Here is a 25,853-nt window from a genome sequence, read left to right as displayed (position 1 = left end):
GGCGCCGCCATCGAGATGTGGAGGTTTCAGTTGCCTTTCTGGGGTTGGAAGAGGCCGCGGTTGCGTGAGCAGATCACGACCTTGCCCTGGCCTCGGAAGCGGATCACCAGCCCTTCGCCGGAGGTCACGGAATTGACGATGTTGCCGAAGAAGCCGCCTCCGGTCTGTGGCATGCCGACCTCGAATGAGAGATTCGATGACCAGGCCACGGCATGGCTGTTGTCGATCACCGTTTCGCGCTCTGGGGTGACGTCGAGCGTGAAGATCGAGCCGAAGCCCGACACCGCAAGCTTGCCTGTGCCGACCGCCTCCATGATGACGAAGCCGCCGGTACCGCCGAAGAAGCCGCCGCCAACCGTGTTGAGCTTGGGGCGCACCTGAACGCCCGACTCGGCGGCGACAAAGCTACCGTCCGACAGGGTATAGGAGGTGCTCGGGCTGACGTCGAGCAACTCGATCGACCCGGGTAGGGCGGGTGAGAGCAGGCAGTCGCCGTCGCCGGTGACGGCCTCGATCTCCTGCTGAAAGAAGGACTCGCCAGTGGTCAAGCGCCGCATCACGGCATTGCCGAAGCCGCCGCGCATCTGACCCTTGACCTGCAGTGGCGCTTCCATCATCACCATGGCGTCGGATTCACAAAAGATCTTCTCGCCCTTGCTAAGACTGACGTGCAAGAACGGGTCGATGTCACCTGTGATGGTAAAGGCTGGCATGCGCGTATTCTCCAGCGGGTGGGACTGAGTGCTGAATCAGCCGAGGTTGACGCCGTGATCCCTGGCCAGTGCCGGCAATCCGCCCTCGAAGCCCTGGCCGACCGCCTTGAACTTCCATTCCTCGCCGTGGCGATAGATCTCGCCAAAGATCATCGCGGTCTCGGTCGAGTAGTCCTCGGAAAGATCGTAGCGCGCCAGCTCGGTGTTGGAGTCCTTGTTGAGAACGCGCATGAAGGCGTTGCGCACCATGCCGAAATTCTGCTTACGGCTCTCGGCCTCATGAATGGTCACGGCGAAGATGATCCGTTTGGCGTCGGCGCTGACGCCAGGGAGATTGATCGACACCGTCTCGTCGTCGCCTTCACCCTCGCCGGTGGTGTTATCACCCGAGTGGACGACGGCACCATCCGGCGATGTCTTCTGGTTGTAGAAGACGAAGTGGGCGTCAGACAGCACCTTGCCACTGTCGCCGACGATGAAGACACTGGCATCCAGATCGAACGCAGCGCCATCGGTAGATCGGTCGTCCCAGCCCAGGCCGACGAGCACATTGGTCAGACCTGGATCGGTCTTGGTGAGACTGACATTACCGCCTTTTTGCAAGCTAATGGCCATGCCACTTTTCCTCTCAGTTAGGTGAAACTTGTAGGTGAAAACTTGGGTGCACCGTGGGTATACCTGGGCGAAACCCGGTGGTGCGTTCGCGTTGTGCTTTATCGCTAGTCTACAGTCAAGGCGTCTGCAGCGAAAATCTACTGTACTCGGGTTGGACTCGGATTGGAGTCGGGTTCGGCCGGGTCATGGTGGTGCGTGCCAAGGCCCAGATGTCGATGCGCTCGCAGCCGGCCCGTTTCAGCACCCGCGCCAGCTCAGAGACGGTGGCACCGGTGGTGACCACATCATCGAGGATGGCGATCCGCCGCGGCAGCGTCCGCGTGGAGGTGACCTCAAAAGCGCCATGGATGTTACTGAAGCGCAACTGTTCGTTGAGCGCTGACTGGGCTTGGGTTGAGCGCATGCGTTGACAACAGCGGTGGTTGATCGGGATGTCCAGTCGGCGACTGACCAGGCGCGCCAACTCCAGCGCCTGATTATAGCCACGAACGCGCAGTCGCCGCGGGTGCAGGGGCACCGGTAAGATGGCCTCTGGTGGCTGCCAGCCGGGACGCTGGCGCTCGTCTTCGAGCTTCTCGGCAAGCAGCTCGCCGAGCAGGCGGATCAGGTTGAGCTTTGACTGAAACTTGATGCCGCCGACCAGTATCGGCAGCGGATCTTCGTAACGAAAGGCGGCGATACAGCGTTCGAACGGCGGTGGTTGGCGCTGACAGTGACCGCAGAGACCTGCTGCGTGAGGCCAAGTCGCTGTGGAGTCGTGGTCAAGGGCCGCGACCGGGAACGGCTTTGCACAGCGCGCGCAATGAGCGCCGATCAACGGGAGATCGGCGTGGCAGCCGGCACAGAGGTCGCGCCCAGCATCGCCGGGAGCGCCGCAGAGGGCGCAGGTGGGCGGATAGAGCAGGTCAATACCCTGGTGCGCGAGTCTGCGCAGAAATTGGCCATCGCGCTGGCGCAAAGCGGCAATCAAGGGTGCCAGCACTTGATCAAGCTGCCAACGATACTGTCGACGCCGAAGGCGGTCGAGCACGAGCAGATCACGGAGTGGTCGGTGTGGCGTGGGTCAGGGTCATGGCGATGCCTCTTTGCCTGTCGTGCTCGAGTATAGCAACCGTCTGAATTTTGGCCCTCTTGTCACCCTGCTTTGATGCTCAGCGTCGCGGTTGCGATGGTCGGTGCTCAGCCAAACCGGCACAGACTTGTTAACCATAACGGCGAGATTTGGTTGACAGCGCCGAGCTGACCGTTAGGCTAACAGCCTCGATTGCGGCTGCTTCGCGCGCCGCGACTGCTGCAAACCGCTGTCGGACACTGCTATGTCACCATTGCCAAAACACCTTGATGTTGCCTCTCAGGGCATGGCGCCACTGCGCCACGACTGGTCCATCGATGAGGCCGCCGTGCTCCTCGACCAGCCGCTGAACGACCTGCTGTTCGCCGCGCAAACGGCTCATCGTCATCATTTCGATCCGAACCGCATTCAGGTCAGCACCCTGCTCAGCATCAAGACCGGCGCTTGCCCGGAAGACTGCGGCTATTGCGCGCAGAGCGCCAAGCACGAGACCGGCCTCGAGCGCGAGCGCCTGCTGCCGGTGTCCGAGGTGCTCGACGCGGCTCGGGCGGCGCGCGAGGAGGGCGCCACGCGTTTCTGCATGGGGGCGGCTTGGCGCAATCCGACCGACAAGAATCTCGACCAGGTGATCGCTATGGTCCGCGGGGTCAAGGCGCTCGGTATGGAGACCTGCGTCACCCTTGGCATGCTGGAGCAGGACCAGGCACAGCGCCTGCGTGAGGCCGGGCTCGACTACTACAACCATAACCTCGACACCTCGCCCGAGTTCTACGGTCAGGTCATCAGCACCCGAACCTACCAAGATCGGCTGCAGACCCTAGACCATGTGCGCGAGGCCGGGCTGAAGACCTGCAGCGGCGGCATCCTCGGCATGGGCGAATCGCGCCGCGACCGCGCCTCGATGCTCTGTCAGCTGACCAATCTGCCGGCGCATCCCGAATCGGTGCCGATCAACCTGCTGGTGCAGGTGGAGGGCACGCCCTTATTCGGCACCGAGGCGCTCGATCCGTTCGAGCTGGTGCGCACCATCGCCGTCGCCCGCATCATGATGCCGGCCTCCTACGTGCGCCTGTCAGCCGGCCGCGCCAGCATGTCCGACGAGCTGCAAGCGCTCTGCTTCGCCGCCGGCGCCAACTCCGTCTTCTATGGCGATCGGCTGCTCACCACCGACAACGCTGAGGCCGCGCGTGACCAGCAGCTCTTCGCCCGTCTTGGCCTGCAGCCCGAGGAGGCCGAGATCGAGGGGCGCGACCAGCCTGGCGGTTGTCATAAGTCGATTGATCGCTCGGTACAGCTGCGCCCGACCACGAGCGATCAGGCGGCTAGGGCCTGACAGCTTAGGATGATTCAGATCGCCGCTGAGCTCGACCGCCTGCGCGACGCTGGCCTCTACCGCCAGCGGCGGCTGCTCGCCGGCCCGCAAGCGGTGCGGCCGCGTATCGACGGCCGTGAGATGCTCGCCTTCTGCAGCAATGACTATCTCGGGCTCGCCGCCCATCCGGCGGTGATCGAGGCGTTGCGCGAAGGGGCTGTGCGCGACGGCGTTGGCAGCGGCGCCTCGCATCTGATCACCGGCCACCACGAAGCCCACGAAGCACTTGAAGCGACGCTTGCCACCTTCGTGCGCCGCGAGCGAGCACTGTTATTCTCCACTGGCTACATGGCCAACCTCGGCGTCATCCAAGCCCTCTGTGGCCGTGGCGATCAGATCCTCGCCGACCGGCTCAACCATGCCTCGCTGCTCGATGGTGCCCGGTTGAGCCAAGCCCGGCTGCGCCGCTATCCCCATGCCGACATTGACCGGCTTCAGAGCATGCTTGGCAATGGCCATCGACAAGCTGACGGCTGCGGTGAAGACAGCGGTGGCGGCAGCGGCAATGGCTGCAGCGGCGGCGATCGAAGCAGCAACGGTCTCAGTAGCGACAAGTCCAACCATTCTACTCATGCCGGCCAGTGCAGGGTGAGCGCTGACCGCAAGCAGCGCCGCTTGATCGTAACCGACGGCGTCTTCAGCATGGATGGCGACCTTGCGCCGATTCCCGCCCTGGCAAGCGTTGCCAGCAACAGCAATGCCTTGCTCATGGTCGATGATGCCCATGGCATCGGCGTGCTCGGCGCTGAAGGCCGGGGCAGCCTCGAGCACCTTGGTCTCGATGGACCAGAAGCCCAAGCCGCGGTCCCAATCCTGGTAGGCACCCTCGGCAAGGCCATCGGCACCTTTGGCGCCTTCGTGGCTGGCAACGCTGAGCTGATCGAACTCCTGATCCAACGTGCGCGCAGCTACATCTACACCACCGCGTTGCCGCCAGCGCTCGCCACGGCCACCCTCAAAGCGCTCCAGATCGCACAGCAAGAACCGGAGCGCCGCGAGCACCTGCAGCAGTTGATCAGCCGCTTTCGCGCTGGCGCCGAAACCCTCGGACTGGCCCTAGCCGACTCGCCCACACCGATCCAACCGCTGATCGCCGGCGATGTCGATACCGCCCTGCGCTGGAGCCAATACCTTGAAGAGAACGGAATCCTGGTCACCGCGATCCGCCCGCCAACGGTCCCGCAGGGCTCCGCGCGCTTGCGCATCACCCTCTCGGCAGCGCACCAAGAAACCGATGTTGATCGCCTCCTCGAGACCTTGGCGAGGCTTCCAGAGCATCTGCCGGCGTGGCAGCGGCCATAAGGAACAGCAAGCCAAGGATCACCAACCAGAAGTAGCAGCTGCAGAACAACAGGAGCAAGAAGCAACAGAGCCGGAGACATTTGCGCTGTAGCGATTTTTGGGAGCCGGCAGCACTTGTGGATGAAGCGCAACGGTCAGCCAAACGTTCATAGCGCGTCGCCACCCGGCGCCGACACAAACGCCAAGTCAGGCAATCGCACCAAGACCGCAACCAGGTCCACCAACGAACGATCGAGCCAGTGACGACCCCACCGATCATTGTCATTCACCTGACAGCCAAACATGACGATCCGCTGACCAACAGCCGTTTTCAGCTTCTGCAGGCGGGCGATCTGCTAGAACGACTCCACCTGTAAAGCACTCATCACTCATCGCTCAGCACTCAGCACTCAGCACTCAGCACTCAGCACTCAGCACTCAGCACTCAGCACTCAGCACTCAGCACAAAGATCCCATCGACGATGCACAACGACCGACCCAATCTCGTCCTCCTCCACGGCTGGGGCATGAACAACGCCGTCTGGGATGCGCTCCCGGCAACCCTGACCGATCGCTTCGAGCTGCACCCCATTGAGCTTCCCGGTCATGGTCAGGCGCCCTTTGAGCCACACTGGCGCGACCTCCCAGACTGGGCCGACGCCGTGCTCGCCCAAGCCCCCGAACAGGCGATCTGGCTCGGCTGGTCGCTCGGTGCCCTGGTCGCCCTGCAAGCCGCGCTACAGACCCGCGTTCCCGGCCGCCCGCTTGGACCAGGACAGCAGGTACCCGCGGAAGACAAGCCCAGCTACAGCTTCGCAACAAGAGACGGCTGGCCTTCAAACAGCGACAAAGTAGGAAGCCCCAGTTCGGCATCGAGCTCCAGCCACCTAAGCCGCAGTCAGCCAACAAGCCGCAGCAACCAGCGATCAAGTCGCATCAGCGCCCTGATCCTAGTCACCGCCAACCCGCGCTTCGTCCAGGCCGCCGACTGGCGAGCGGCCATGCCGGATGAGGTCTTCGATGGCTTCCACGCCTCGCTGCTCGATGATCCAAACGCCACCCTCGAGCGCTTCCTCTCGCTGCAAGTGCGTGGCAGCGAGGATGCCCGCGAGACCCTCAGACGTCTGCGTACTGGCATCGCTGAGCGGCCGCAGCCACAGCCAGACGCCCTGCAAGTCGGCCTCGACCTACTGCGTGAAGAAGACCTACGCGCGCGTCTCGCCGATATCCCACAACCCGCGCTCTGGCTCTTCGGCGAGCGCGATACCCTGGTGCCGGCCACTGTCGCCGAGCGCATCGAACTGCTGATGCCGAACGCCCGCTGTCAGACCATTCCGGGTGCTGCCCATGCGCCGCTGCTGTCGCATGGCGATGCGGTTGCCGCGGCCATCGCTGACTTTCTCTACGGGACTTCGGTATGAGTCTGATCATCGTCATGAGTCTGATCCTATGAGTCCGATCATCAGTCCAACCATGGGGCCAACCATGGGCCAAAACATGGGCCAAAACATGGGCCAGAGTATCAGTCCAATCGACAAACGCGCCGCGCGCCGCGCCTTCGAGCGCGCCGCGGCCAGCTATGACGAAGCCGCGGTGCTGCAGCGCGAGATCGGCACCCGCATGCTCGAGCGGCTCGACTATGTGCGTCTCAAGCCGCAGACCGTCCTCGATCTCGGCTGCGGCACCGGGCAGGGCATCGATGCGCTCGCCAAGCGCTGGCGCAAGGCGAAGATCATCGCCCTCGACCTCGCCGAATCGATGCTGCAGCGTGCGCGCCGTCGTGGTACCTGGCTGAATCGGCCACGGCCGCTCTGTGCCGACCTGGAAGCGCTGCCGCTGGCCGACGACTCGATCGATCTGGTGATCTCCAACGCCAGCCTGCAATGGGCCAGTGATCTCCCGCGCACCTTTGCCGAACTGCGTCGAGTGCTGCGCCCCGAGGGTCTACTGATGTTCACCACCTTCGGTCCCGACACCCTGATCGAACTTCGCCGCGCCTGGGCGGAAGCCGACGGTGGCGCCCATGCCCATGTCAGCCCGTTCCTCGACATGCACGACATCGGCGACGCACTGATGCGCGCTGGTTTTGCTGATCCGGTGATGGACGCCGAGCGCATCACCATGACCTACGAGAACGTCCACGCCCTGATGCGTGATCTGAAGGCGATTGGCGGCCGCAACGCCCTGCAGGATCGCCCGCGCGCGATGACCGGGCGGCAACGGCTCAGCGCACTTGAGCAGGCCTACGAGCAGGAGCGGCGCGACGGCCGGCTGCCCTCGACCTGGGAGGTGGTCTACGGTCAGGCGTGGATGCCGACGGGTGCCAAAGCGCCTGCGCAGCAACAGACCGCCGATGGCGTCGCAATCCCGCTGTCGGCAATCCTGCGGCGAGTGGCCCGATGAGTGGCCCGGTGAGTGGCCCGATGAGTTGGTCCGCGCTCTTCACTGACCGGGGGTTGAAGCGGAGTGGAGTGTGCGTTGTCAAGACAATGTCTGGCGGCTATGATGGGGGCTTGATCACTGGAGACGCCTATGCCGAACACTCAAGCCCGAAGCTCCAAGCTCGATCTGCGGCTCACACCGGAGGCCAAGGCGCGGCTCAGTGCCGCGGCCCGCGAGCGGCACCAGTCAGTGAGCCAGTTCGTGTTGAGCAGCGCACTGGAGCGTGCCGACGAGACCCTGGCTGATCGCCAGCATTTTGGGCTCGATGCCGAGCACTGGAGCGCCTTTATGGCTGCGCTTGAGAGGCCACCCCGCGCACTCCCACGTCTTGAGCGCCTGTTGCATGAGCCGACGCCTTTCGATCCGCCCGACGCGGCATGACGGCCGGCTTTCGGATCGAGAAGCTGCGGCGCGACCATCCGCTTGACGGGTTCTCGAGCGGAACTGAGTCACTCGATCGTTTCCTGCTGCGCCATGCCTTGACCAATCAGCAGGCCAATGCCTCGCAGACCTACATCGGTCTGCATGATGATGAGGTGATCGGCTTCTACACGCTGGTGGTGGGGGAGGTGGCATTTAACGATGCCCCAGAGCGACTGACCAAGGGGCTCGCCCGCCATCCTGTCCCCATCATGCTGCTCGCCCGGCTCGCCGTCGCCGTCACCTGGCAGCGTCGTGGCATCGGCATGGGCTTGCTCAAAGACGCCATGCGCCGCACACTTCAGGCCGCTGAGATTGGTGGTATCCGCGCCTTCGCGGTCCACGCCAAGGACGACGACGCCCGTGGCTTTTACGCCCACTTTGGTTTCGCCCCCTCACCGACCGATCCGCTTCATCTGTACCTGCTGGTCAAAGACCTGCGTCCGCTCCTCCCAAGCGCGGGTCGCTGATGGCTTTCTCGCTTGCAGGAAATGGCGCTGGCTCGAAGATCGTAGATGATCCAACTCATGAGATAACGAGACCTACGGTATGAGTGGTGCGATCGGAATCAGCTCAACATCGGCGCAGGCGAAGAGGGGGTTACCGCCTCATGCACAGGGACTCTTCGTCACTGGCACCGATACCGAGGTTGGCAAGACCGAGATGACGCTTGGGCTGATGGCGGCCTTGCAGCGGCGTGGGCTCAGCGTGCTTGGGATGAAACCGGTCGCTGCCGGTTGTATGCTGACGCCGGATGGTCTGCGCAATGAAGACGCGCTGCGGATTCAGGCTCAAGGCTCAAAGCCGCTCCCCTATTCAGCAATCAATCCCTACGCCTTCGGGCCTCCGATCGCACCACACATCGCTGCCGCGCAAGTGGGTGTCGAGATGCAGATCGAGCCGATCAAGACCGCGTACCAACATCTAATCACCCAGGCAGACTGGGTTTTGGTCGAAGGCGCTGGCGGTTGGCGGGTGCCGCTCGGGCCAGGTTTGACGCTTGCTGATCTGCCTAGCGCCCTGGATCTCCCGGTGGTTCTGGTGGTCGGCCTGAGGCTTGGCTGTCTCAATCATGCGCTGCTGAGTGCTGAGTCGATTCAAGCCTCGGGTCTGCAACTCACCGGCTGGGTCGCGAACCGGATCGACCCCGCCATGGCTGCCGCGGACGACAATCTGGCGACCTTGCGTGAGCGGCTGCCGGCGCCCTGTCTTGGCGTGATTCCCTGGCTGAGGACGCCAACGCCAATACAGGTTGCGGATTTTCTCGAACCATTCCCAGAGATGGTCTAGACGATCATCGCGTCGTTTCGTTTTCGGTCGCGGTTTCCGCTGTTGGCTGGTCCCGTTCCGGGAACAGCAACGAGGCGACCACACCCAGGGTCAGGATGCCGAAAACAATGTAAAGGCTAGCGGATGGGCTGATATGGATGCCGGTGTCACCGAAGACGTGATTCCAGCTCTGCAGCGCCAGTTTGGCGGCAATGAAGTACAGCAGCACGATGACCGCCTTCTCTAAGTGCACCATGTAGCGTGTCAGCGCCGCTAACACGAAATACAGGCTGCGTAGGCCGAGGATCGCGAAGATCATTGCTGCATAGACCAACAGCGGCTCTTGGGTGATGGCAATGACCGCAGGCACCGAATCGAAAGCGAACATGATGTCGCTGGTCTCGATGGCGAGCAGGCAGAGCAGTGCTGGGGTGGCATACCACAGGGCCTTGGAGCCGGCCTTGCCTTGCAGCTCGATGGAGGGATCTTCCTCTATGCGTTGCTCCACTTGCTTGCGCGAGAGCAGGAACTTGCCGTGATGCAGGCGCGGAAAGACGGGTAATACCCGCTTGACCATGCGCACCGACCAATGATCGGTGTAGTCTTCGATTTCATCCTCGGCATCGCTTGCGGTCATCATGGCCCATGCGCTCCAGGCGACCGCGGCGGCAAAGATGAAGCCAACCCAGGGGCTGAGCAGGAACAGCGACGTGCCGATGACGACGAAGATGGCGCGAAAGACGAGTGCACCGATGATGCCCCAGTAAAGGATGCGATGCTGCAAGGCGCCCTTAATCGCAAAAGAGGAGAAGATCGCGATGAACACCATCAGGTTGTCGACTGACAGCGTCTTCTCCAGCACATACCCAGCCAGGAAGAGATCGGCGTAGGCCTGGTCGAAGCGCACCCAGAGATAGCCGTAGAAGGCGAATGACAGGCCGATCCAGAACATCGACCAGAGGCCGGCGTCTTTCAGTGATATCTCATCAACCCCGCGGTGGGCGCGCAGGTCTAGGTAGACTGACAGCGCGATGACGCCGAAGAAGATGAACAGGACCTCCAAGGGGAAGCCGAAGTGTTCCATGTGTGACTCCTGAGTGGCCGCGTTGGGCGGCGGTTATGGGATAGTGATTCCGAGTGCGAATGTGGCGCGCACGAGGCACATTCTCTATGGGGTGGCGATGGGCGAGGATTTTAGCGGCTTAGGGCGCGAGCCCTAACATCTCAGCGGCGTGGGCTCGGGTCGTCGTCGTCATCTCGGTGCCACCGAGCATGCGCGCGACCTCGTCGATGCGTTGCTCGGTATCGAGCGGGCTGATCTCGGTAAAGGTCTGCGCTTCTTTGGCGAACTTCTTAACCCGCAGATGCTGATGCGCCTGCGCTGCGACTTGCGCCAGATGGGTAACGCAGAGCACCTGTCGACGCTCACCAAGCCGGCGTAACAAACGGCCGACGATCTCGGCAACGCCACCGCCGATGCCGACATCGACCTCATCGAAGACCAGGGTCGGGATTCCGCCGATCTCAGCGGTCGCGACCTGGATCGCCAAGCTGATGCGTGAGAGCTCACCGCCGGAGGCGACCTTGGCCAACGGCTGCAGCGGTTGGCCGGGGTTGGCGCTGACCAAGAAGGCGATGCTGTCGAGCCCTTGGCTGCCGATCGCCTCCTGACCGCCGGTGTTGACCTCGATCTGAAATTCCCCGCCCGCCATCCCGAGATCCTGCATCGCTGCGGTGACGGTTCGACTCAGGCGGGCAGCGGCTTCAATCCGCGACGCACTCAGCGCCTCGGCGCGCTCGAGCAAGGCCGAGTGCGCCTGCTCGCGCTCAGCGGAAAGCGCATCGAGTGATTGGTCGGCCTGCTGCAATCGCTCAACCTCGGCATGCCGCTCAGCGGTGAAGGCGATTAGCTGCTCCGGTGCAACTCGGTACTTACGCCCGATATCATGGATGCGGCCGATGCGCTGTTCAACCACACCAAGGCGGCTCGGGTCCATCTCGAGTCCATCCAGATAGTGGCGCAGATTGGCCGCGGCCTCTTCGATCTGCACCGTGGCGCCATCGATCAGCTCACGCGTCTCGACCAAGCTCGGATCGATCCCGCTCAAGCTGGCAAGATCGGCACTCGCCTGGCCGAGGCCGTCGCGCAGCGATTGCTCACCCTCATAGAGTCGCTCGACCAGCGTCGCCGCCATCGCCTGTAACTGGCCTTGGTTGGCGAGCCGGCGCTGTTCGGCGTCGAGCGCGTCGAGCTCATGCTCGCCGAGCTCGAGCGCGTCCAGCTCCTCGAGCTGAAAGCGCAGCAGTTCGAGGCGCTCCTCGCGCTCGCTGCGGGCCGCATTTAGCGCCTTCCAGCGCTGGTCGAACTCTTTGTAGCGGCGATAGTGCTCGGCCACCTCGGCGGTGAGTGGCTGATGGTCGGCATAGCCATCGAGCAGGCTGCGCTGAGCCGCCGAACGCAACAGCGACTGATGCGCATGCTGGCCGTGGATGTCGACCAGCCGTTCGCCCAGCGCGCGCAACTGAGCACTGCTCACCGCGCGGCCGTTGATATAGGCGCGCGCGCGTCCGCTGCGCACCAGTACGCGCCGAATCAGGCAGTCGTGGTCATCCTCGAGCGCCTGCTCAGCGAGCCAGGCCTGAGCAGGTGTATTGTTGGTGACATCGAAGCTGGCGCTGATCTCAGCGCGCTCGCAGCCGCTGCGGATCAGGCTCGCATCGGCCTTGTCGCCCAGGGTCAGCCCAAGCGCGTCGATCAGGATCGACTTGCCGGCGCCGGTCTCGCCAGTCAGCGCGGTCATCCCCGCTGCCAGCTCGAGTTCGAGCCGGCTGACGATGACCAGGTCTTGAACGGTGATCTGGGTTAGCACAGGGTATCCGAGTGCGTATGGCCGCCCCAGCCGAGCTTGGCGCGCAGGATGCGGTAGTGGTTGTGATCTTGCGGATGCAGCAGCCGCACGCGGCGGCGACTGCGCTCGATCTGGATGCTGCTGTCGGATTCTAGCGGCAAGTCAACTTGGCCGTCACAGGTTAGGCGCACCTGCTCGGGCTCCAGGTTGCGGATGCGGATCTCGATGCGACTGCTACCCGGGACGACGAGCGGCCGATTGCTCAGCGTGTGCGGGCAGATCGGCACCAGCAGCAGGCTGTCGAGGCGTGGGTTGAGCAGTGGACCTCCGCCCGAGAGGGCGTAGGCCGTGGAGCCGGTCGGGGTCGCGACAATCAGTCCGTCGGAGCGTTGGGCGTTGACGAACTGCCCGTCGAGATAGGTCTCGAATTCGATCATGCGCACCGAGTTCCATTTGTGGATCACCACATCATTCAGTGCACGCTCTGGTTTCGCTTGATCGCCGATCCGGGCATCCAGCAGGATGCGTGTATCGGCATCATAGGCGCCGCTGAGGATCTGTTCCAGGCGGAGCTCGATCTCATCGGGCAGGATATCGACCAGAAATCCAAGACGTCCGAGATTGATACCGACCAAGGCGACATCATGCTCTGCCAGCATGCGCGCAGCATGCAGGAAGGTGCCGTCGCCGCCGACGACGAGCACCAGATCGCAGCGCTCGCCAATGTCATCGATACTGATGCCATCGGAACGCTGCAGTAACGCAGCCGTGGTCTGTTCGAAGTGGGTGCGGACACCTCGCGCGCTGAGCAGACTGACGGCGCGTGCGACTGTTGTGGCAACACGCGCATCGTCATGCTGTTTGGCGATGATGCCGACGTTTTGAAACCAGGCCATGGGGGCGAGCGATCCTGGGCAGGCAAGAACGATGGGGGGTCTTGATCATCACGCCGGCGACTCGGGCTCGCGGGGCGCTGCGTCAGGTCATCGTGACCTATCGACGCCCGGACTGGAAGCCCTGAGGGCGCCGGCTAAGCGATCGGCTGGCAGAGGCCATGATCGAGACCCGCATGAAAGCATCGGGCTGACGAACATGGCTGGTCGCTGCGATCAGTGGCCGCAACGTTAGCATGTGGCATCGCGCACGCCAATGCTGTGGCAGCGTTGCGCCCGCCAGCCAAAACGGTGAATTGTGAGCAGAGGCGCATCCGTCGGCGCTCATCGCTGCCAGGGACCAGACCTACCGGGCTCGCTAGCATTGGCACAACGAGCGTCCGCCAACGGCCTCATCGTTTGCAAGATCGGTTGCAAGAACTGGGCGGCGGTTCTTGACATCATTCGGCCAGCACCTTAGATTGCCTGAGTTAGCACTCGATCGATTAGAGTGCTAACAGCCGATTTCTTGTCCGAAACCCTTTGGGTCTCGTTCAGTCTCCAGTGAGTGAAAATCTCGTGTCAATGGACTCTCGAGCCAGTGGCCGCTTTACTGAGGGCCAAGTTAGCGAACGGGCATTGCACTTCCTCAAGGTGCTCGTCGAGCGTCACATTCGCGATGGGCAGCCCGTGGGCTCGCGGACGCTGGCCCGCGATACGGGCCTCGATCTGAGCCCTGCGACGGTGCGTAATGTGATGTCGGACCTCGAGGACATGGGGCTGGTGTCATCGCCACATACCTCGGCGGGGCGGGTGCCAACGGCATCAGGTTATCGACTCTTCATCGATAGCTTGCTCAAGGTCTCGCCGCTGACCGAGGCTGATGTGTCAAAGTTGCGCGATCAGTTCGCGCGCACGACAGACACCGTTAGTCTGATCCAGACAGCATCTCAGGCGCTGTCTGGGGTGACTCACTTGGCCGGGCTGGTGATGGTGCCGCGGCATGAGCGCGATGTGTTTCGGCAGATCGAGTTCGTGCAGCTTTCCGGCCGGCGGGTCTTGGCCATCTTGGTGACGGGCGATGGCGAGGTACACAACCGCATCCTCGAGACTGGGGAGCCGTTGTCGGCTTCACAGTTGGAGCAGGCGTCGAACTTCTTGACGCGGATGTTCAACGGCCAAGAGATGCGCGAAGTGCGCCGCCAGCTGATGGCTGACCTGAAACAGACGCATGCGCACATGGATGAGCTGATGATGCGCGCGGTGATGATGGCGCAGCGTGTCGTCGAGGCCGCTGAGCACAAGGACGACGTCATGATTGCCGGCCAGACCAATCTCATGGGGTTTACCGAACTCTCTAGCATGGACCGGCTCAAGGCGTTGTTCGACGCCTTCACTGAGAAGCGGCAGATCCTGGATCTGCTCGATCGTTGTATCGAGGCCGAAGGGGTGCAGATTTTCATCGGCGAGGAATCTGGCTACGAATTGCTCGACGATTGTAGCGTGGTGACCGCCACCTACCGGGTCGAGGATCAGGTGCTCGGCGTGCTCGGTGTGATTGGCCCGACGCGCATGAACTATCAGCAGGTGATTCCGGTGGTCGACGTCACGGCAAAGCTGCTCGCAGCAGCCCTTCGCGGCCGTTGACCCGCCACAAACTCATCAACCAAACATGGCAGAGGCTGGGGATGCAGACTGCGCTGCAGTCGATGTGCTGACACTGGCCCGGGGAGAGTGAACAGATGACGACGGAGCAAGAAGAGCAGCAACCCGGCGCGACGGCGCAGACTGAAGAGGCTGAGTCAGTCGGGGGCGTTGATCCCAAGTCGGGGCTCAAGCGCTCAGCCGAGGCGACGAGTGAGCCCGCGTCGGCGGCAGCGAGTGATCCACACGAGGGGTTCGACGCTGCCCAGGCGCAAGCGACAGAGCAAGATCCCGCCGAGCTGACAATGCTCCTTGAGGACGCGCGTGCGCGGGCCGATGATGCCCATAATCAGATCCTTCGGGTCCGCGCCGAGATGGAAAATATGGCGCGGCGTCAAGCCAAGGAGCTTGAGAACGCGCACAAGTTCGCGTTGGATTCCTTCGTCAAGGAGCTGCTCCAGGTGCGCGATAGCCTCGAACTCGGCCAGGCCGCCGCGGATGCCCCCGATGCGGATGTCTCCAAGCTCCGCGAAGGCACCGAGCTGACGCTGAAGCTGCTGCGCGATGTGATGGCCAAATTCGGCGTCGAGCGGATCGACCCCGAGGGTGAGCCGTTCAATCCCGACTATCACCAGGCGATGGCGATGCAGCCGCGCTCTGATGTGCCGCCCAATACCGTGGTGAACGTGGTGCAAAGCGGCTACTTGCTCAATGGCCGACTGATGCGCCCAGCACTTGTGATGGTGTCGCAGGCGGCCTGATTGCGCGACATCAATCCGCGTCTCGAAAGCGACGGCTAGGCCGGCGCCGGAGTCTCGCGAACGCTTGAGAATTGCAGGGTTTTGCCCCAATTCGTGCGCCAATGAACGGATTTGGGCCGGCCCAGCCGATTACGTACTTCAAAACAGATTTACTACTGGAGATACACCATGGGAAAGATCATCGGTATCGATCTCGGGACAACCAATTCGTGCGTCGCCGTTATGGAAGGCGACAAGCCCAAGGTCATCGAGAATGCCGAGGGCGATCGCACCACGCCGAGTATCGTTGCCTTCAACAGCGATGGTGAGGTGCTGGTCGGTCAATCGGCCAAGCGCCAAGCCGTGACCAACCCGGCCAACACCCTGTTTGCGATCAAGCGCCTGATCGGGCGACGGTTCGAAGATCAGGTGGTCGGCAAGGACAAGGACATGGTCCCGTACAAGATCGTCAAGGCCGACAACGGCGATGCCTGGGTCGAGGCTCAGGGCAAGAAGATGGCGCCGCCCGAGATCTCGGCGAAGATCCTGCAGAAGATGAAGAAGACCGCCGAGGACTACCTCGGGGAAAAGATCACCGAGGCGGTGATCACGGTACCGGCCTACTTCAACGACTCGCAGCGCCAAGCGACCAAGGACGCCGGTCGCATCGCTGGGCTCGATGTCAAGCGCATCATCAACGAGCCGACGGCGGCCTCGCTCGCCTACGGCATGGACAAGAAGCGCGGCGATCAGAAGCTCGCGGTCTACGACCTGGGCGGCGGCACCTTTGATATCTCCATCATCGAGATCGCCGAGATCGAAGGCGAGCATCAGTTCGAGGTGCTCTCCACCAATGGTGACACCTTCCTTGGTGGTGAGGACTTCGATCTACGCATCATCGATTTCCTGGCTGAGACCTTCAAGAAGGAGCAGGGCGTCGATCTACACAATGATCCGCTCGCGCTGCAGCGCCTGAAAGAGGCTGCCGAGAAGGCCAAGATCGAGTTGTCGTCGAGCCAGCAGACCGACATCAATCTGCCTTACATCACCGCCGATCAGACCGGCCCGAAGCATCTCAACGTCAAGTTGACGCGGTCGAAGCTTGAATCGCTGGTCGAGGATCTGGTCGATCGCACGATCGGTCCCTGCCGCACGGCGCTGAAGGATGCTGGCGTCAGCGCTGGCGACATCAACGAGGTCATCCTGGTCGGCGGTCAGACCCGTATGCCTAAGGTACAGGCCAAGGTCGAAGAGTTCTTCGGCAAGGCCCCGCGCAAGGACGTCAACCCGGATGAGGCGGTTGCGGTTGGCGCCGCGATCCAAGGCGGCGTGCTCGGTGGTGGCGTCAAAGACGTGCTGCTGCTCGACGTCACGCCGCTGTCGCTGGGTATCGAGACCCTCGGCGGCATCATGACCAAGCTGATCGAGAAGAACACCACCATCCCGACCTCGGCGAATCAGGTGTTCTCGACTGCCGACGACCATCAGACTGCCGTCACCGTGCATGTGCTGCAGGGCGAGCGCGAGCGTGCTGCCGATAACAAGTCGCTTGGTCGGTTCGACCTCTCCGACATCCCGCCGGCACCGCGCGGCGTGCCGCAGATCGAGGTCAAGTTTGACATCGATGCCAATGGCATCCTGAATGTGCATGCCAAAGATAAGGCCACCGGCAAGGAGCAGTCGATCGTCATCAAGGCCAGCTCAGGCCTTTCGGACGATGAGGTCGAGCGGATGGTCAAGGATGCCGAGGCGCATGCCGAGGACGACCGCAAGTTCCACGAGCTGGTCGGCGCCCGTAACCAGGCCGACTCGATGATCCATGCAACGCAAAAGTCGATGGAGCAGCTGGGCGACGACAAACTCGAAGCCGGTGAAAAGGACCGTATCGAGAGCACCATCAAGGAGCTCGAAGAGGCGATGAAAGGGGAGGACAAGGATAAGATCGAGTCCTTGACCAAGGCCCTCGGCGAGGCATCCGGTAAGATGGCCGAGCGCCTCTACTCCCAGGATCAGGGGGCTGCGGGCGGCGATGGCTCGGCCGGGGATGCGGGTAGCTCGGCCGGTGCGGGCGCCAAGGCCGATGCCGACGACGTCGTCGACGCTGAGTTCGAAGAGGTCAAGGACGACAAGCACTGAGTCGCCCAACGTCCCGAACGCCCGCGCCCCGGCCCGGGCTGCGGCGTGTGGGCGCAGGCTCACGCGCCGTTTCGTTTTTTCTTCCCAACGACTGACCGATTACGCGAATGTCCCAGCGCGATTATTACGACGTCCTCGGCGTGAGCCGAAATGCCAGTGAGCAGGACATCAAGAAGGCGTTTCGGCGTCTCGCCATGAAGTATCATCCGGATCGCAATCCGGATGACACGGATGCCTTGGCCAAGTTCAAGGAGGCGAAGGCGGCACATGACGTCTTGTCCGATGCCCGCAAGCGCAGTGCCTATGACCAGTTCGGGCATGCTGGCGTGAGCGGTCAGGGCGGCTATGGCGGCGGCCCTGGAGACTTCGCTGGCGGCGGGTTTTCCGACATCTTCGGCGATGTCTTTGGTGACATCTTCGGGGGCCGGGGCGGCGGACGCCGCACCGCACGGGGCGCGGATCTGCGCTACGACCTTGGGCTGACCTTGGAAGAGGCGGTTGCCGGCAAGGACGTCAAGATCCGTATCCCGACCACCGTCGAATGTCACCACTGCGGCGGCAGCGGTGCTAAGCCTGGCACGCGTCCCAAGGAATGTCCGACCTGTCATGGCGTCGGCCAGGTGCGCATGCAGCAGGGCTTTTTTTCCATCCAGCAGACCTGCCCGGAGTGTCGCGGCACCGGTAAGGTGGTCGAAGAGGCTTGTCGCTACTGCCGTGGCGCTGGCCGGCTAAAGGAGGAGAAGACGCTGTCGGTGAAGGTGCCGGCTGGCGTCGACACGGGCGACCGTATCCGTCTGGCGGGTGAGGGCGAGGCCAGCGAGCATGGTGGTGTGCCGGGCGATCTGTACGTGCAGGTCGTGGTTGAAGATCATCCCATCTTCAAGCGTGAAGACAGCCATCTGTTCTGCGAGGTGCCGATCAGTTTCGTCACCGCGGCCTTGGGTGGTGAACTCGAGGTGCCAACCCTGAACGGTAAGGTCGTGCTCAAGGTACCCGCCGGCACCCAGACCGGGAAGCTGTTCCGGATGCGCGGCAAGGGCGTCAAGCCGGTGCGTGGCGGTCCGGTGGGCGACCTGCTCTGCCGCGTCATCGTCGAGACCCCGGTCAACCTCACCGAGCGCCAAAAGGAGCTGCTGCGTGAGTTCGAAGACAGCGTGAGCGCGGGCGGTAAGCACCACAGCCCCCAGTCCAGCTCCTGGCTCGACGGCGTCAAGCACTTTTTCGAGAAGATGGGGCTCTAGCCCGGGAGGAGAGCAATGGAATCGATTCGTGTAGCCGTCGCTGGTGCCGGCGGCCGAATGGGACGAACCCTGGTCACAGCGGTGCAGGCGACCGAAGGCCTCCGCGTGACCGCCGCTACCGAGCAATCGGATAGCGCCTTGGTCGGTGTCGACGCCGGTGAACTGGCGGGCATCGGGCATATCGGTGCCGCAATCCGTCCGGACCTCGACGAGGTGCTGGCGGATTTCGACGTCCTGATCGACTTCACCACGCCGCGGGCAACCATGCATCACGTCGAGCTCTGTCGCGATGCACGCTGCCGCATGGTGATTGGTACCACTGGACTCACCGTTGAGCAGCGCGAGGCGATCAGCGAGGCCGCCATCGACACGGCGGTGGTGCTGGCGCCGAATATGAGCGTCGGGGTGAATCTTTGCTTCAAACTGTTAGATCTTGCCGCTCGGGTGATGGGCGACGATGTTGACATCGAGATCATCGAGGCCCATCACCGGCACAAGGTCGATGCGCCTTCCGGCACCGCACTGCGCATGGGAGAGGTGATTGCCGATGCCCTCGGGCGCGACCTCGGCGATGTGGCCGTCTACGGGCGCCAGGGTCAGACCGGTCCTCGCGAGCGCCAGACCATCGGTTTCGAGACCATCCGCGCCGGCGATACGGTTGGTGAGCACAGCGTTTGGTTCGCTGCTGACGGCGAGCGTGTTGAGATCGCGCACAAGGCAACCAACCGGATGACCTTTGCGCGCGGCGCCTGCCGTGCCGCACGCTGGATCGCCGAGCGCGAGCGGGGACAATTCGATATGCAGGATGTCTTAGGTTTGCGCGATTTGGACTAGAGCGATCCAGCGTATTGATCTACACATCGGCGGCCTGAACTCTAGCGCCTAGGTCGCCTTTAGTCTCCGGATCAAGCAGCGAACCGTGTTCAGGCTAGCTGATGCTGCTGCCGCATGTAGTTGTAGACCAAGCTTGAGACCTCACGCATCGCGTTGCTGCGGTTGGTGATCCAGGTTCCGTAATAGTCAGTTCGCTGGCTTTTTTCGATGATGCCGATGAAGGTGTAGGGCCTCGGTCGGCCACGCCGATCATGGCATTCGATAATGCCCATGTTGCCGCACAGCATCGCCGTTGAGCCGGTCTTGTCATAGACCTTGATGTTCGACGGCATGCCCTTGACCCGCTTGGTGATGCGGTCGTGGTTGGGCAGGCCCATCAGATTCCGGACCTCATTGGCGTTTGGCATCCGGTTGTTCCAGAGCGCCCATAGGAAGCGGCTGTAATCGTGCGCCGAGGCCAGGTTTCGGTAGGTGCGGCCGTTGGCCGGGATATACTCGACGATGCTGGTCTGTTGGAACACGCCTGGAGCATGGCGCTTGAGGACGTGCTCGACATCCTTCGGCCCGTTACCGCCGTTGTATCGGCTCACAATCTGCATCAGCTCGGTGGTTGCCGTGTTGCTGCTGTTGCGGATCATCGCCTCCATGCTTTCACGAACCGAGCCGGTGTAACGCAGCTTCGAGCCGCGCTCGTTCATTGTGTAGAAAAAGGCCTGCGCCACGAAAGGCTTCAACATGCTGGCCGCTTGGCGCGGTGCATCCTCATTGATGGAGACCAGTTTCTTGCCACCAGTAAAGTCGTAGACCGACCAGGACGTCTTTTCGTCAGAACGGATCAGCCCCTGAGCGCGCTGTTGCTTCACCAACCGAACCAGCTGGCTCTGCAGGGCTGATTGACGTGCAGCGGCGCTCGGCATCGAGGCGCCGAGCAGCAAGGCGGCGGAAGCGCCACCTAAGACGCTGACGAACTGGCGGCGGTTGATCATCTGGCCCTGGCCAATCTGTCCCCCGCGTCCCGCGTCCTCGGCTCCCCAAAATCCAGAATCTTGTTGCCCGCTCATCGCATTGCCTCGATGCGTGGTTAAGCCTGCTGCATGAAAAACGCGCTGGTGCCGGCGCCTGCGTGCAGGCACCGTTCCCCCGCACCAGCATCCCCCTGTTGCGAAGAAGGATAGGCTGAGCGGATCAGAAAAACAAGACAATCGAAGAAAAAAATGACTGTACAGTCAGTGCGATCGAAAATATTTCTCGACAGCGACTAATGGTTGACTGGCGCCCCATTGGCGCCCAATTGGCGCCGTGCGGTGATTGATCAGCCGTCAGCGGCCCTTGGCGGTTTGGGTTCGTAGCGGGCGAGCGCCTCGTCGATCTTGCGCGTTAACCGAGCTTCGATCTGACCTTGCATCGCGGTCAGCAGCAGGCCGAGCTTGATGGTCAGATCCATGGAATCATCCGCGACAGCGATCCGTCCCGAGATGCCCGAACGCTTGAAGTACAGCACATCGCCGCTCCAGTGATAGTCCGCGCCGTACTCGTCGCGGACTCGGGCGGCGATGCGCTCAACCTCGGCGCGCGCTGCCTCGAGCCCTAGGTGATGCGGTCGTGCGACGTGGATGTTCGACATGGACTTCTCTCAGACGGCTGGCCAGACGATCTAGTGTAATGTCGCTGGCTGCTCTAATGCACGGCGGTAGGCAGCCGAGCGGCGGTCACCGCCGCGGGGCCGAGGTTTTGCTCTGCGATTGAGCTTATCCTCAATGGTTTGACAGAAGCGTTCATTGCCGAGCACCCAGGCCTTGTTGGTCGCTGCCCGGATGCGCTCTAGCAGCGGTTGACTGAGTGGATACTCGAACAACGCGCGGTAGGCCTGCTGCCGCTGCGCCAAGCTCTCGCCAAGCGCTCGGTAGACCTGATGCGGTGTGGTCAGCTCATCCTCGAGCCCCAGTGCATTGGCCGCATAGCTGGACCAGTCGTAATCCTCCGCGGCGTTGACCAACTCAGCGCGCACCGCGTTGGTCTCGATGTACCGACTGACCGGCAACAAGAAGTCTTGAGGGTCCAGCAAAGTCGCTCGGTAGCGGCCTTCCCAAAGGGTCCCTTTGCGTCGATAGCGGCCGTTGACATGCTGCACGAAGTATCGGCCCGTGTACTGCATGAGCTTGCCGATGCTGTCTTCTTGCCAAGGCGTGAGCAGCAGATGGAAATGATCTGGCATCAGCACATAGGCGTGGATGTCGCATTGGAACTTGGCCGCGGCATCGCAGAGCCGACCCCAGAGGAACCAGTAGTCCTCCTCATCGCGCAAGATCGCTTGATGATTGTTGCCACGTTGAATCACATGCTGCGGAAAACCAGGAAGCACAAATCGGGGAAGACGAGCCATGAGACGATCACTCCCTCTCAGCATTAGGGCCTGATCCCAGTATAGACGATCGATAGGGCATGGCCGGTTTGCTCTGCGGCCGAGGCCTGGGCTGGGGTACAATCGACGGCTTTCATCCTGCGGAGACCCCCATGGAAGACATCAACCCGGTTCGCGCTCAGATCGCCGACCTCAAGGGGCGCCTAGAGCTCCTTAGGGGGTATCTTTGACTACGCCGGCAAGCAAGAGCGCCTGACCGAGGTTCTGCGCGAGCTCGAAGTGCCCGAGGTCTGGTCCGACCCCGAGCGAGCACAAACGCTCGGCCGCGAACGCGCCTCGCTGGAGACCGTGGTCGATACCGTCCGGGAGCTCGATGACGGCCTCGCTGACGCCGATGACCTATTGGCCATGGCCGCCGATGAAGACGATGTCGAGACGGTCGCGGCGGTGGTCGCTGACCTGCAAGGCTACGAGAAGCGCGTCGCTGAGCTTGAGTTCCGGCGTATGTTCTCCGGCGAGATGGACCCCAAGAACGCCTTTATCGACATCCAGGCCGGCTCTGGCGGCACCGAGGCGCAGGACTGGGCCGAGATGCTGCTGCGCATGTATCTGCGCTGGGCTGAAGCCCACGGCTTCAAGGCCGAGCTCACTGAGGTCTCGGCGGGCGATGTAGCGGGGATCAAGTCGGCAACGGTGTCAGTGCAGGGCGACCATGCCTTCGGCTGGCTCCGCACCGAGACCGGCGTGCACCGGCTGGTGCGCAAGTCGCCGTTCGATTCCGGCAATCGACGCCATACCTCATTTGCAGCGGTGTTCGTCTCCCCTGAGATCGACGATTCCTTCGAGATCGAGCTTAATCCGGCCGATCTACGGATCGATGTCTATCGTGCGTCCGGTGCTGGCGGTCAGCACGTCAACCGAACCGAATCGGCGGTGCGCATCACCCATCTGCCGACCAATACCGTGACCCAATGCCAGAATGGCCGCTCGCAGCATGCCAATAAAGATCAGGCGATGAAGCAGCTCAAGGCCAAGCTGTATGAGTTGGAGATGCAGAAGCGCCGCACCGAGCAGCAGGCACTGGAAGAGAGCAAGTCCGATATCGGCTGGGGCAGCCAGATCCGCTCCTATGTGCTGGATCAATCTCGGATCAAAGATCTGCGTACCAATGTTGAGACCGGCAATACGCAGGCTGTGCTCGATGGTGGGCTTGATCCCTTTATTGAGGCGAGTTTGAAGAGTGGGCTTTGATTGCGTGGTGAGTGGTGAGTGGTGAGTTTGGGGGTTACGATTGCTGTGGTGGGGTAACGGTTGCGGCTGCGCTTGTGGCCCCTGCCAGAAATACACTAGAGGCGGATCAGACGTGTGCATTCGCCATCAACGCTGATTGGGCTGCTTTGGCTGCCTATCGAGAGACCTTTTGAGCTATGAACGATACGCAGCCGAATGACCGCATGAATCCTTCCGCGCAACCGGAGCTGGAGCGAGATGAGAATAAGCTGATCGCTCAACGGCGTGAGAAGCTGAATGCGATTCGCGAGCTGGGTCCTGCCTTCCCGAATGATTTTCGGCGCAATGTGGTGGCTGGCGAGCTGCATGCCCACTATGCCGAGATGGATGACGCTGAGCTGGAGACGCGCAATGTGCGAGCCAAGGTGGCAGGTCGGCTAATGAGTCGGCGCGTGATGGGCAAGGCGAGCTTCGCGCATCTGCAGGATATGAGTGGGCGTATCCAGCTGTTCGTGCAGCGCGACCTGATCGGCGTCGATGAGTATGCCTGGTTCAAGAAGGAGCTGGATATCGGTGATATCGTTGGCGTCTCTGGCCAGCTGTTCAAGACCAAGACCGGTGAGCTGTCGATCAAGGTCGAGCAGTTGCGGCTGCTGACCAAGTCGTTGCGGCCATTACCCGAGAAATGGCATGGGCTGGCCGATACCGAGAGCCGCTATCGCCAGCGTTATCTCGATCTAATCATGAACGAGGCGACGCGTGAGACCTTTCGTGTGCGGACGCAGCTGGTTCAGGCGATCCGCGATTTCCTCAATCAGCGCAGCTTCTTCGAGGTCGAGACGCCCATGATGCAGGCGATTCCGGGCGGCGCGGTCGCGCGGCCCTTTGTCACCCATCACAATGCGCTCGATATGCAGCTATTCCTGCGCATCGCGCCCGAGCTTTATCTCAAGCGTTTAGTCGTCGGCGGCTTCGAGCGTGTCTATGAGATCAACCGCAATTTCCGCAATGAAGGCCTCTCGACCCGCCACAATCCCGAATTCACGATGCTCGAGCTCTATCAGGCCTATGCGGATTACCGCGATCTGATGGATCTCACCGAGACGCTCTTGCGCGAACTCGCCGAGCGCGTGCTTGGAACCACCCAAATCAGCTATCAGGGCGAGACCTACGACTTCGCGCAGCCGTTCGCGCGCTTGACCGTGCGCGAGTCGATCCTGCAGTTCAATCCGGACCTGAGCGCCGAGGATCTGGACTCAGTGGAGCGCGCGCGCGCGGTGGCCGAGCGCCTTGGCATCCATCTCAAGGACAGCTACGGCCTTGGCAAGCTGCAGATCGAGATCTTTGAGAAAACCGTCGAGTCGCGCTTGATGCAGCCGACCTTCATCACCGCTTATCCGACCGAGGTCTCGCCACTGGCTCGGCAGAGCGATGATGATCCGTTCGTGACCGATCGCTTCGAATTCTTCGTCGGTGGTCGCGAGATCGCCAATGGCTTTTCCGAGCTGAATGATCCCGAGGACCAGGCCGAGCGCTTCCGCAGACAGGTTGCGGATAAAGACGCTGGCGACCTCGAGGCCATGCACTTTGATGCCGACTACATCTGTGCCCTCGAGCACGGTCTACCGCCGACCGCAGGCGAGGGCATTGGCATCGACCGCCTGGTGATGTTGTTCACCGACGCGCCCTCGATTCGCGACGTGCTGTTGTTCCCGCACATGCGTCCGCAGGAAGAACACTGAGCATCCAATTGCAGGGTATCCATCATGAGCATTCATCATGAGTAGCACGCGCTTTGACCTCGAATTTGCAGGTGAGCTAACGCCTGGAACCAAACCTGGCCAAGCCCGGGCAAAGATCAAGGATCTGTTCAAGCTTTCTGACGAGGCCGTCGCCCAGCTCTTCAGTGGCACGCCGGTGACCGTCAAACGGGGTATCGATAGCGCGCTGGCGTCTCGGCTCCACGCCGCCTTTGCCCAAGCAGGGGCGCTGGTGCGCATCATTCCAGCGGGTGGTGGTACTAGCGTAGGCTCGGGTGCAGACGCCGAACGGTCATCGGGCGAGCAGGGCAGCAGTCGCCCGGCTGCCGAGCTGCCGCCGCTGGATCTCTTTGGCGCCGCTAAGCCGAAGCCGAAACACCCCTTCATGCACGCAGCCTTCCACCACTTCGAGCGTAGCCTCGCCTTTGTGCTGCTGCTTCTGATTGCCGGCGTCTCGGTGCTCGCACTGGTCGAGCTCTGCGTGATCCTCTACAAAGACGTGATGATCGTCAAAAACGACGGCTTTCTGCTTGGCCTCGACGAACTGTTCGAGGTCTTTGGCATGTTCCTGATCGTGCTGATCGCCGTCGAGCTGATGGCCAGTATCTACATGTACATGGTCGATAAGTCCGTCCATGTCGAAATGATGCTATTGATTGCCATCACTGCGCTAGCGCGCAAGGTCGTCGTGCTCGATCTCGAAGGCAAGGGCGACCCCGCTATGTACATGATCGGTATGGCGGCGCTACTCGCGACCCTGCTTGGCGGCTACTACCTGATGAAACGGCTCGATAAATCCGTTTATCGACGTAAGTCCAACTAGCGATGTCGTCATCAACGGCCAGCCTGGGTTGTGGCCATCGAATCACTCGCCCTCGGGCGGCGAGATGAAACTGGGCTGCCCGTCCAGCCTGCCCTGGCGCCTCGATCGCGCCCTGCTCGGCGTCGTGTTGCTGACCGGCAGGTTGGTGGTCGCGCTCTTGCTCGCGCTTTGGCTGTTC

General features: G+C 62.1%; 24 protein-coding genes. 15 read left to right on the top strand and 9 right to left on the bottom strand.

The features are described 5' to 3' along the window. Positions 1 to 26 precede the first annotated feature (26 nt). The 3 genes from CKO42_RS13975 to CKO42_RS13965 all read right to left on the bottom strand — a co-directional run bounded on the left by CKO42_RS13975 (position 27) and on the right by CKO42_RS13965 (position 2,358). Positions 27 to 713 (bottom strand): TIGR00266 family protein, encoded by a 687-nt coding sequence (locus CKO42_RS13975; protein ID WP_200244995.1) that lies wholly within the window; start codon positions 711 to 713, stop codon positions 27 to 29. A gap of 36 nt (positions 714 to 749) precedes the next feature. Further along, positions 750 to 1,328, bottom strand: a complete 579-nt coding sequence (locus CKO42_RS13970) for a TerD family protein (protein ID WP_200244994.1) — start codon at positions 1,326 to 1,328, stop codon at positions 750 to 752. A 115-nt stretch (positions 1,329 to 1,443) separates the two neighbouring features. Then, positions 1,444 to 2,358, bottom strand: a complete 915-nt coding sequence (locus CKO42_RS13965; RefSeq protein WP_338034921.1) for a double zinc ribbon domain-containing protein — start codon at positions 2,356 to 2,358, stop codon at positions 1,444 to 1,446. A gap of 328 nt (positions 2,359 to 2,686) precedes the next feature. Between CKO42_RS13965 and bioB the strand changes: the two genes are divergently transcribed. The 7 genes from bioB (at position 2,687) to bioD (ending at position 9,205) form a co-directional block, all read left to right on the top strand. Then, the gene (gene bioB / locus CKO42_RS13960; RefSeq protein WP_200245045.1) at positions 2,687 to 3,733 is read left to right on the top strand and encodes a biotin synthase BioB; all 1,047 of its coding nucleotides are present in this window, start codon (positions 2,687 to 2,689) and stop codon (positions 3,731 to 3,733) included. Between the two features lie 9 nt (positions 3,734 to 3,742). After that, positions 3,743 to 5,074 (top strand): aminotransferase class I/II-fold pyridoxal phosphate-dependent enzyme, encoded by a 1,332-nt coding sequence (locus tag CKO42_RS13955; protein WP_200244993.1) that lies wholly within the window; start codon positions 3,743 to 3,745, stop codon positions 5,072 to 5,074. Between the two features lie 461 nt (positions 5,075 to 5,535). Continuing rightward, on the top strand, positions 5,536 to 6,474 hold the full coding sequence (locus tag CKO42_RS13950; RefSeq protein WP_200244992.1) for an alpha/beta fold hydrolase: 939 nt from the start codon (positions 5,536 to 5,538) through the stop codon (positions 6,472 to 6,474). Positions 6,475 to 6,562: 88 nt separating this feature from the next. Then, complete coding sequence (gene bioC, locus CKO42_RS13945) at positions 6,563 to 7,456, top strand: malonyl-ACP O-methyltransferase BioC (RefSeq protein WP_200245044.1); 894 nt, start codon at positions 6,563 to 6,565, stop codon at positions 7,454 to 7,456. A 129-nt stretch (positions 7,457 to 7,585) separates the two neighbouring features. After that, positions 7,586 to 7,876, top strand: a complete 291-nt coding sequence (locus CKO42_RS13940) for a type II toxin-antitoxin system TacA family antitoxin (protein ID WP_200244991.1) — start codon at positions 7,586 to 7,588, stop codon at positions 7,874 to 7,876. Beyond that, positions 7,873 to 8,385, top strand: a complete 513-nt coding sequence (locus CKO42_RS13935; RefSeq protein WP_200244989.1) for a GNAT family N-acetyltransferase — start codon at positions 7,873 to 7,875, stop codon at positions 8,383 to 8,385. The genes CKO42_RS13940 and CKO42_RS13935 overlap by 4 nt, the downstream gene beginning before the upstream one ends. A 79-nt stretch (positions 8,386 to 8,464) precedes the next feature. Beyond that, a complete protein-coding gene (bioD, locus tag CKO42_RS13930) occupies positions 8,465 to 9,205 on the top strand; it encodes a dethiobiotin synthase (protein WP_200244988.1) in 741 nt (246 codons plus the stop codon). A gap of 4 nt (positions 9,206 to 9,209) precedes the next feature. On the opposite strand, the gene CKO42_RS13925 is transcribed toward bioD, so the two are convergent. The 3 genes from CKO42_RS13925 to CKO42_RS13915 form a co-directional block, all read right to left on the bottom strand. Then, positions 9,210 to 10,268 carry a TerC/Alx family metal homeostasis membrane protein gene (locus CKO42_RS13925; protein ID WP_200244985.1) on the bottom strand — a complete coding sequence of 353 codons (1,059 nt, stop codon included), beginning with the start codon at positions 10,266 to 10,268 and terminating at the stop codon, positions 9,210 to 9,212. A 118-nt stretch (positions 10,269 to 10,386) separates the two neighbouring features. Continuing rightward, positions 10,387 to 12,054: a DNA repair protein RecN gene (gene recN / locus CKO42_RS13920; protein ID WP_200244983.1), complete on the bottom strand. Its 1,668-nt coding sequence runs from the start codon at positions 12,052 to 12,054 to the stop codon at positions 10,387 to 10,389. After that, positions 12,048 to 12,929 (bottom strand): NAD(+) kinase, encoded by an 882-nt coding sequence (locus CKO42_RS13915; RefSeq protein ID WP_200244981.1) that lies wholly within the window; start codon positions 12,927 to 12,929, stop codon positions 12,048 to 12,050. The genes recN and CKO42_RS13915 overlap by 7 nt, the downstream gene beginning before the upstream one ends. A 561-nt stretch (positions 12,930 to 13,490) precedes the next feature. Here CKO42_RS13915 and hrcA point away from each other — a divergent pair. The 5 genes from hrcA (at position 13,491) to dapB (ending at position 19,500) form a co-directional block, all read left to right on the top strand. After that, entirely contained in the window at positions 13,491 to 14,552 is a 1,062-nt protein-coding gene (hrcA, locus tag CKO42_RS13910; protein WP_200245043.1) for a heat-inducible transcriptional repressor HrcA, read from the top strand. A gap of 95 nt (positions 14,553 to 14,647) precedes the next feature. After that, positions 14,648 to 15,310: a nucleotide exchange factor GrpE gene (gene grpE, locus CKO42_RS13905; protein ID WP_200244979.1), complete on the top strand. Its 663-nt coding sequence runs from the start codon at positions 14,648 to 14,650 to the stop codon at positions 15,308 to 15,310. Between the two features lie 168 nt (positions 15,311 to 15,478). Next, a complete protein-coding gene (dnaK, locus tag CKO42_RS13900; RefSeq protein WP_200244978.1) occupies positions 15,479 to 17,425 on the top strand; it encodes a molecular chaperone DnaK in 1,947 nt (648 codons plus the stop codon). A 107-nt stretch (positions 17,426 to 17,532) separates the two neighbouring features. Continuing rightward, a complete protein-coding gene (gene dnaJ, locus CKO42_RS13895) occupies positions 17,533 to 18,666 on the top strand; it encodes a molecular chaperone DnaJ (RefSeq protein ID WP_200244976.1) in 1,134 nt (377 codons plus the stop codon). A gap of 15 nt (positions 18,667 to 18,681) precedes the next feature. Continuing rightward, the gene (gene dapB, locus CKO42_RS13890) at positions 18,682 to 19,500 is read left to right on the top strand and encodes a 4-hydroxy-tetrahydrodipicolinate reductase (RefSeq protein ID WP_200244974.1); all 819 of its coding nucleotides are present in this window, start codon (positions 18,682 to 18,684) and stop codon (positions 19,498 to 19,500) included. 89 nt (positions 19,501 to 19,589) lie between these two features. On the opposite strand, the gene CKO42_RS13885 is transcribed toward dapB, so the two are convergent. The 3 genes from CKO42_RS13885 to CKO42_RS13875 form a co-directional block, all read right to left on the bottom strand. After that, positions 19,590 to 20,561, bottom strand: coding sequence for a serine hydrolase (locus tag CKO42_RS13885; RefSeq protein ID WP_200244970.1), 972 nt, complete (start codon positions 20,559 to 20,561; stop codon positions 19,590 to 19,592). A 251-nt stretch (positions 20,562 to 20,812) separates the two neighbouring features. Then, the gene (locus CKO42_RS13880) at positions 20,813 to 21,124 is read right to left on the bottom strand and encodes a polyhydroxyalkanoic acid system family protein (RefSeq protein ID WP_200244967.1); all 312 of its coding nucleotides are present in this window, start codon (positions 21,122 to 21,124) and stop codon (positions 20,813 to 20,815) included. A 30-nt stretch (positions 21,125 to 21,154) separates the two neighbouring features. Further along, the gene (locus CKO42_RS13875) at positions 21,155 to 21,883 is read right to left on the bottom strand and encodes a transposase (RefSeq protein ID WP_200244965.1); all 729 of its coding nucleotides are present in this window, start codon (positions 21,881 to 21,883) and stop codon (positions 21,155 to 21,157) included. A gap of 131 nt (positions 21,884 to 22,014) precedes the next feature. On the opposite strand from CKO42_RS13875, the gene prfB reads away from it, so the two are divergent. From prfB to CKO42_RS13860, 3 genes are all read left to right on the top strand, one after another. Then, positions 22,015 to 23,113, top strand: a protein-coding gene (gene prfB, locus CKO42_RS13870; RefSeq protein ID WP_200244963.1) for a peptide chain release factor 2 whose coding sequence is annotated in 2 segments (ribosomal slippage) — positions 22,015 to 22,089 and positions 22,091 to 23,113 — 1,098 coding nt in all. Because the reading frame shifts where the segments join, the coding sequence is not laid out codon by codon here. A gap of 203 nt (positions 23,114 to 23,316) precedes the next feature. Next, positions 23,317 to 24,834, top strand: a complete 1,518-nt coding sequence (lysS, locus tag CKO42_RS13865; RefSeq protein ID WP_242479384.1) for a lysine--tRNA ligase — start codon at positions 23,317 to 23,319, stop codon at positions 24,832 to 24,834. Positions 24,835 to 24,871: 37 nt separating this feature from the next. After that, positions 24,872 to 25,675 carry a phosphate-starvation-inducible PsiE family protein gene (locus CKO42_RS13860; protein ID WP_200244960.1) on the top strand — a complete coding sequence of 268 codons (804 nt, stop codon included), beginning with the start codon at positions 24,872 to 24,874 and terminating at the stop codon, positions 25,673 to 25,675. Positions 25,676 to 25,853: the final 178 nt, after the last annotated feature.

The sequence above is a fragment of the Lamprobacter modestohalophilus genome (assembly GCF_016583905.1).
Taxonomy (GTDB): domain Bacteria; phylum Pseudomonadota; class Gammaproteobacteria; order Chromatiales; family Chromatiaceae; genus Lamprobacter; species Lamprobacter modestohalophilus.
The sequence above is the reverse complement of the archived record's forward strand: the minus strand, read 5'-3'. Positions and strand labels throughout refer to the sequence as shown.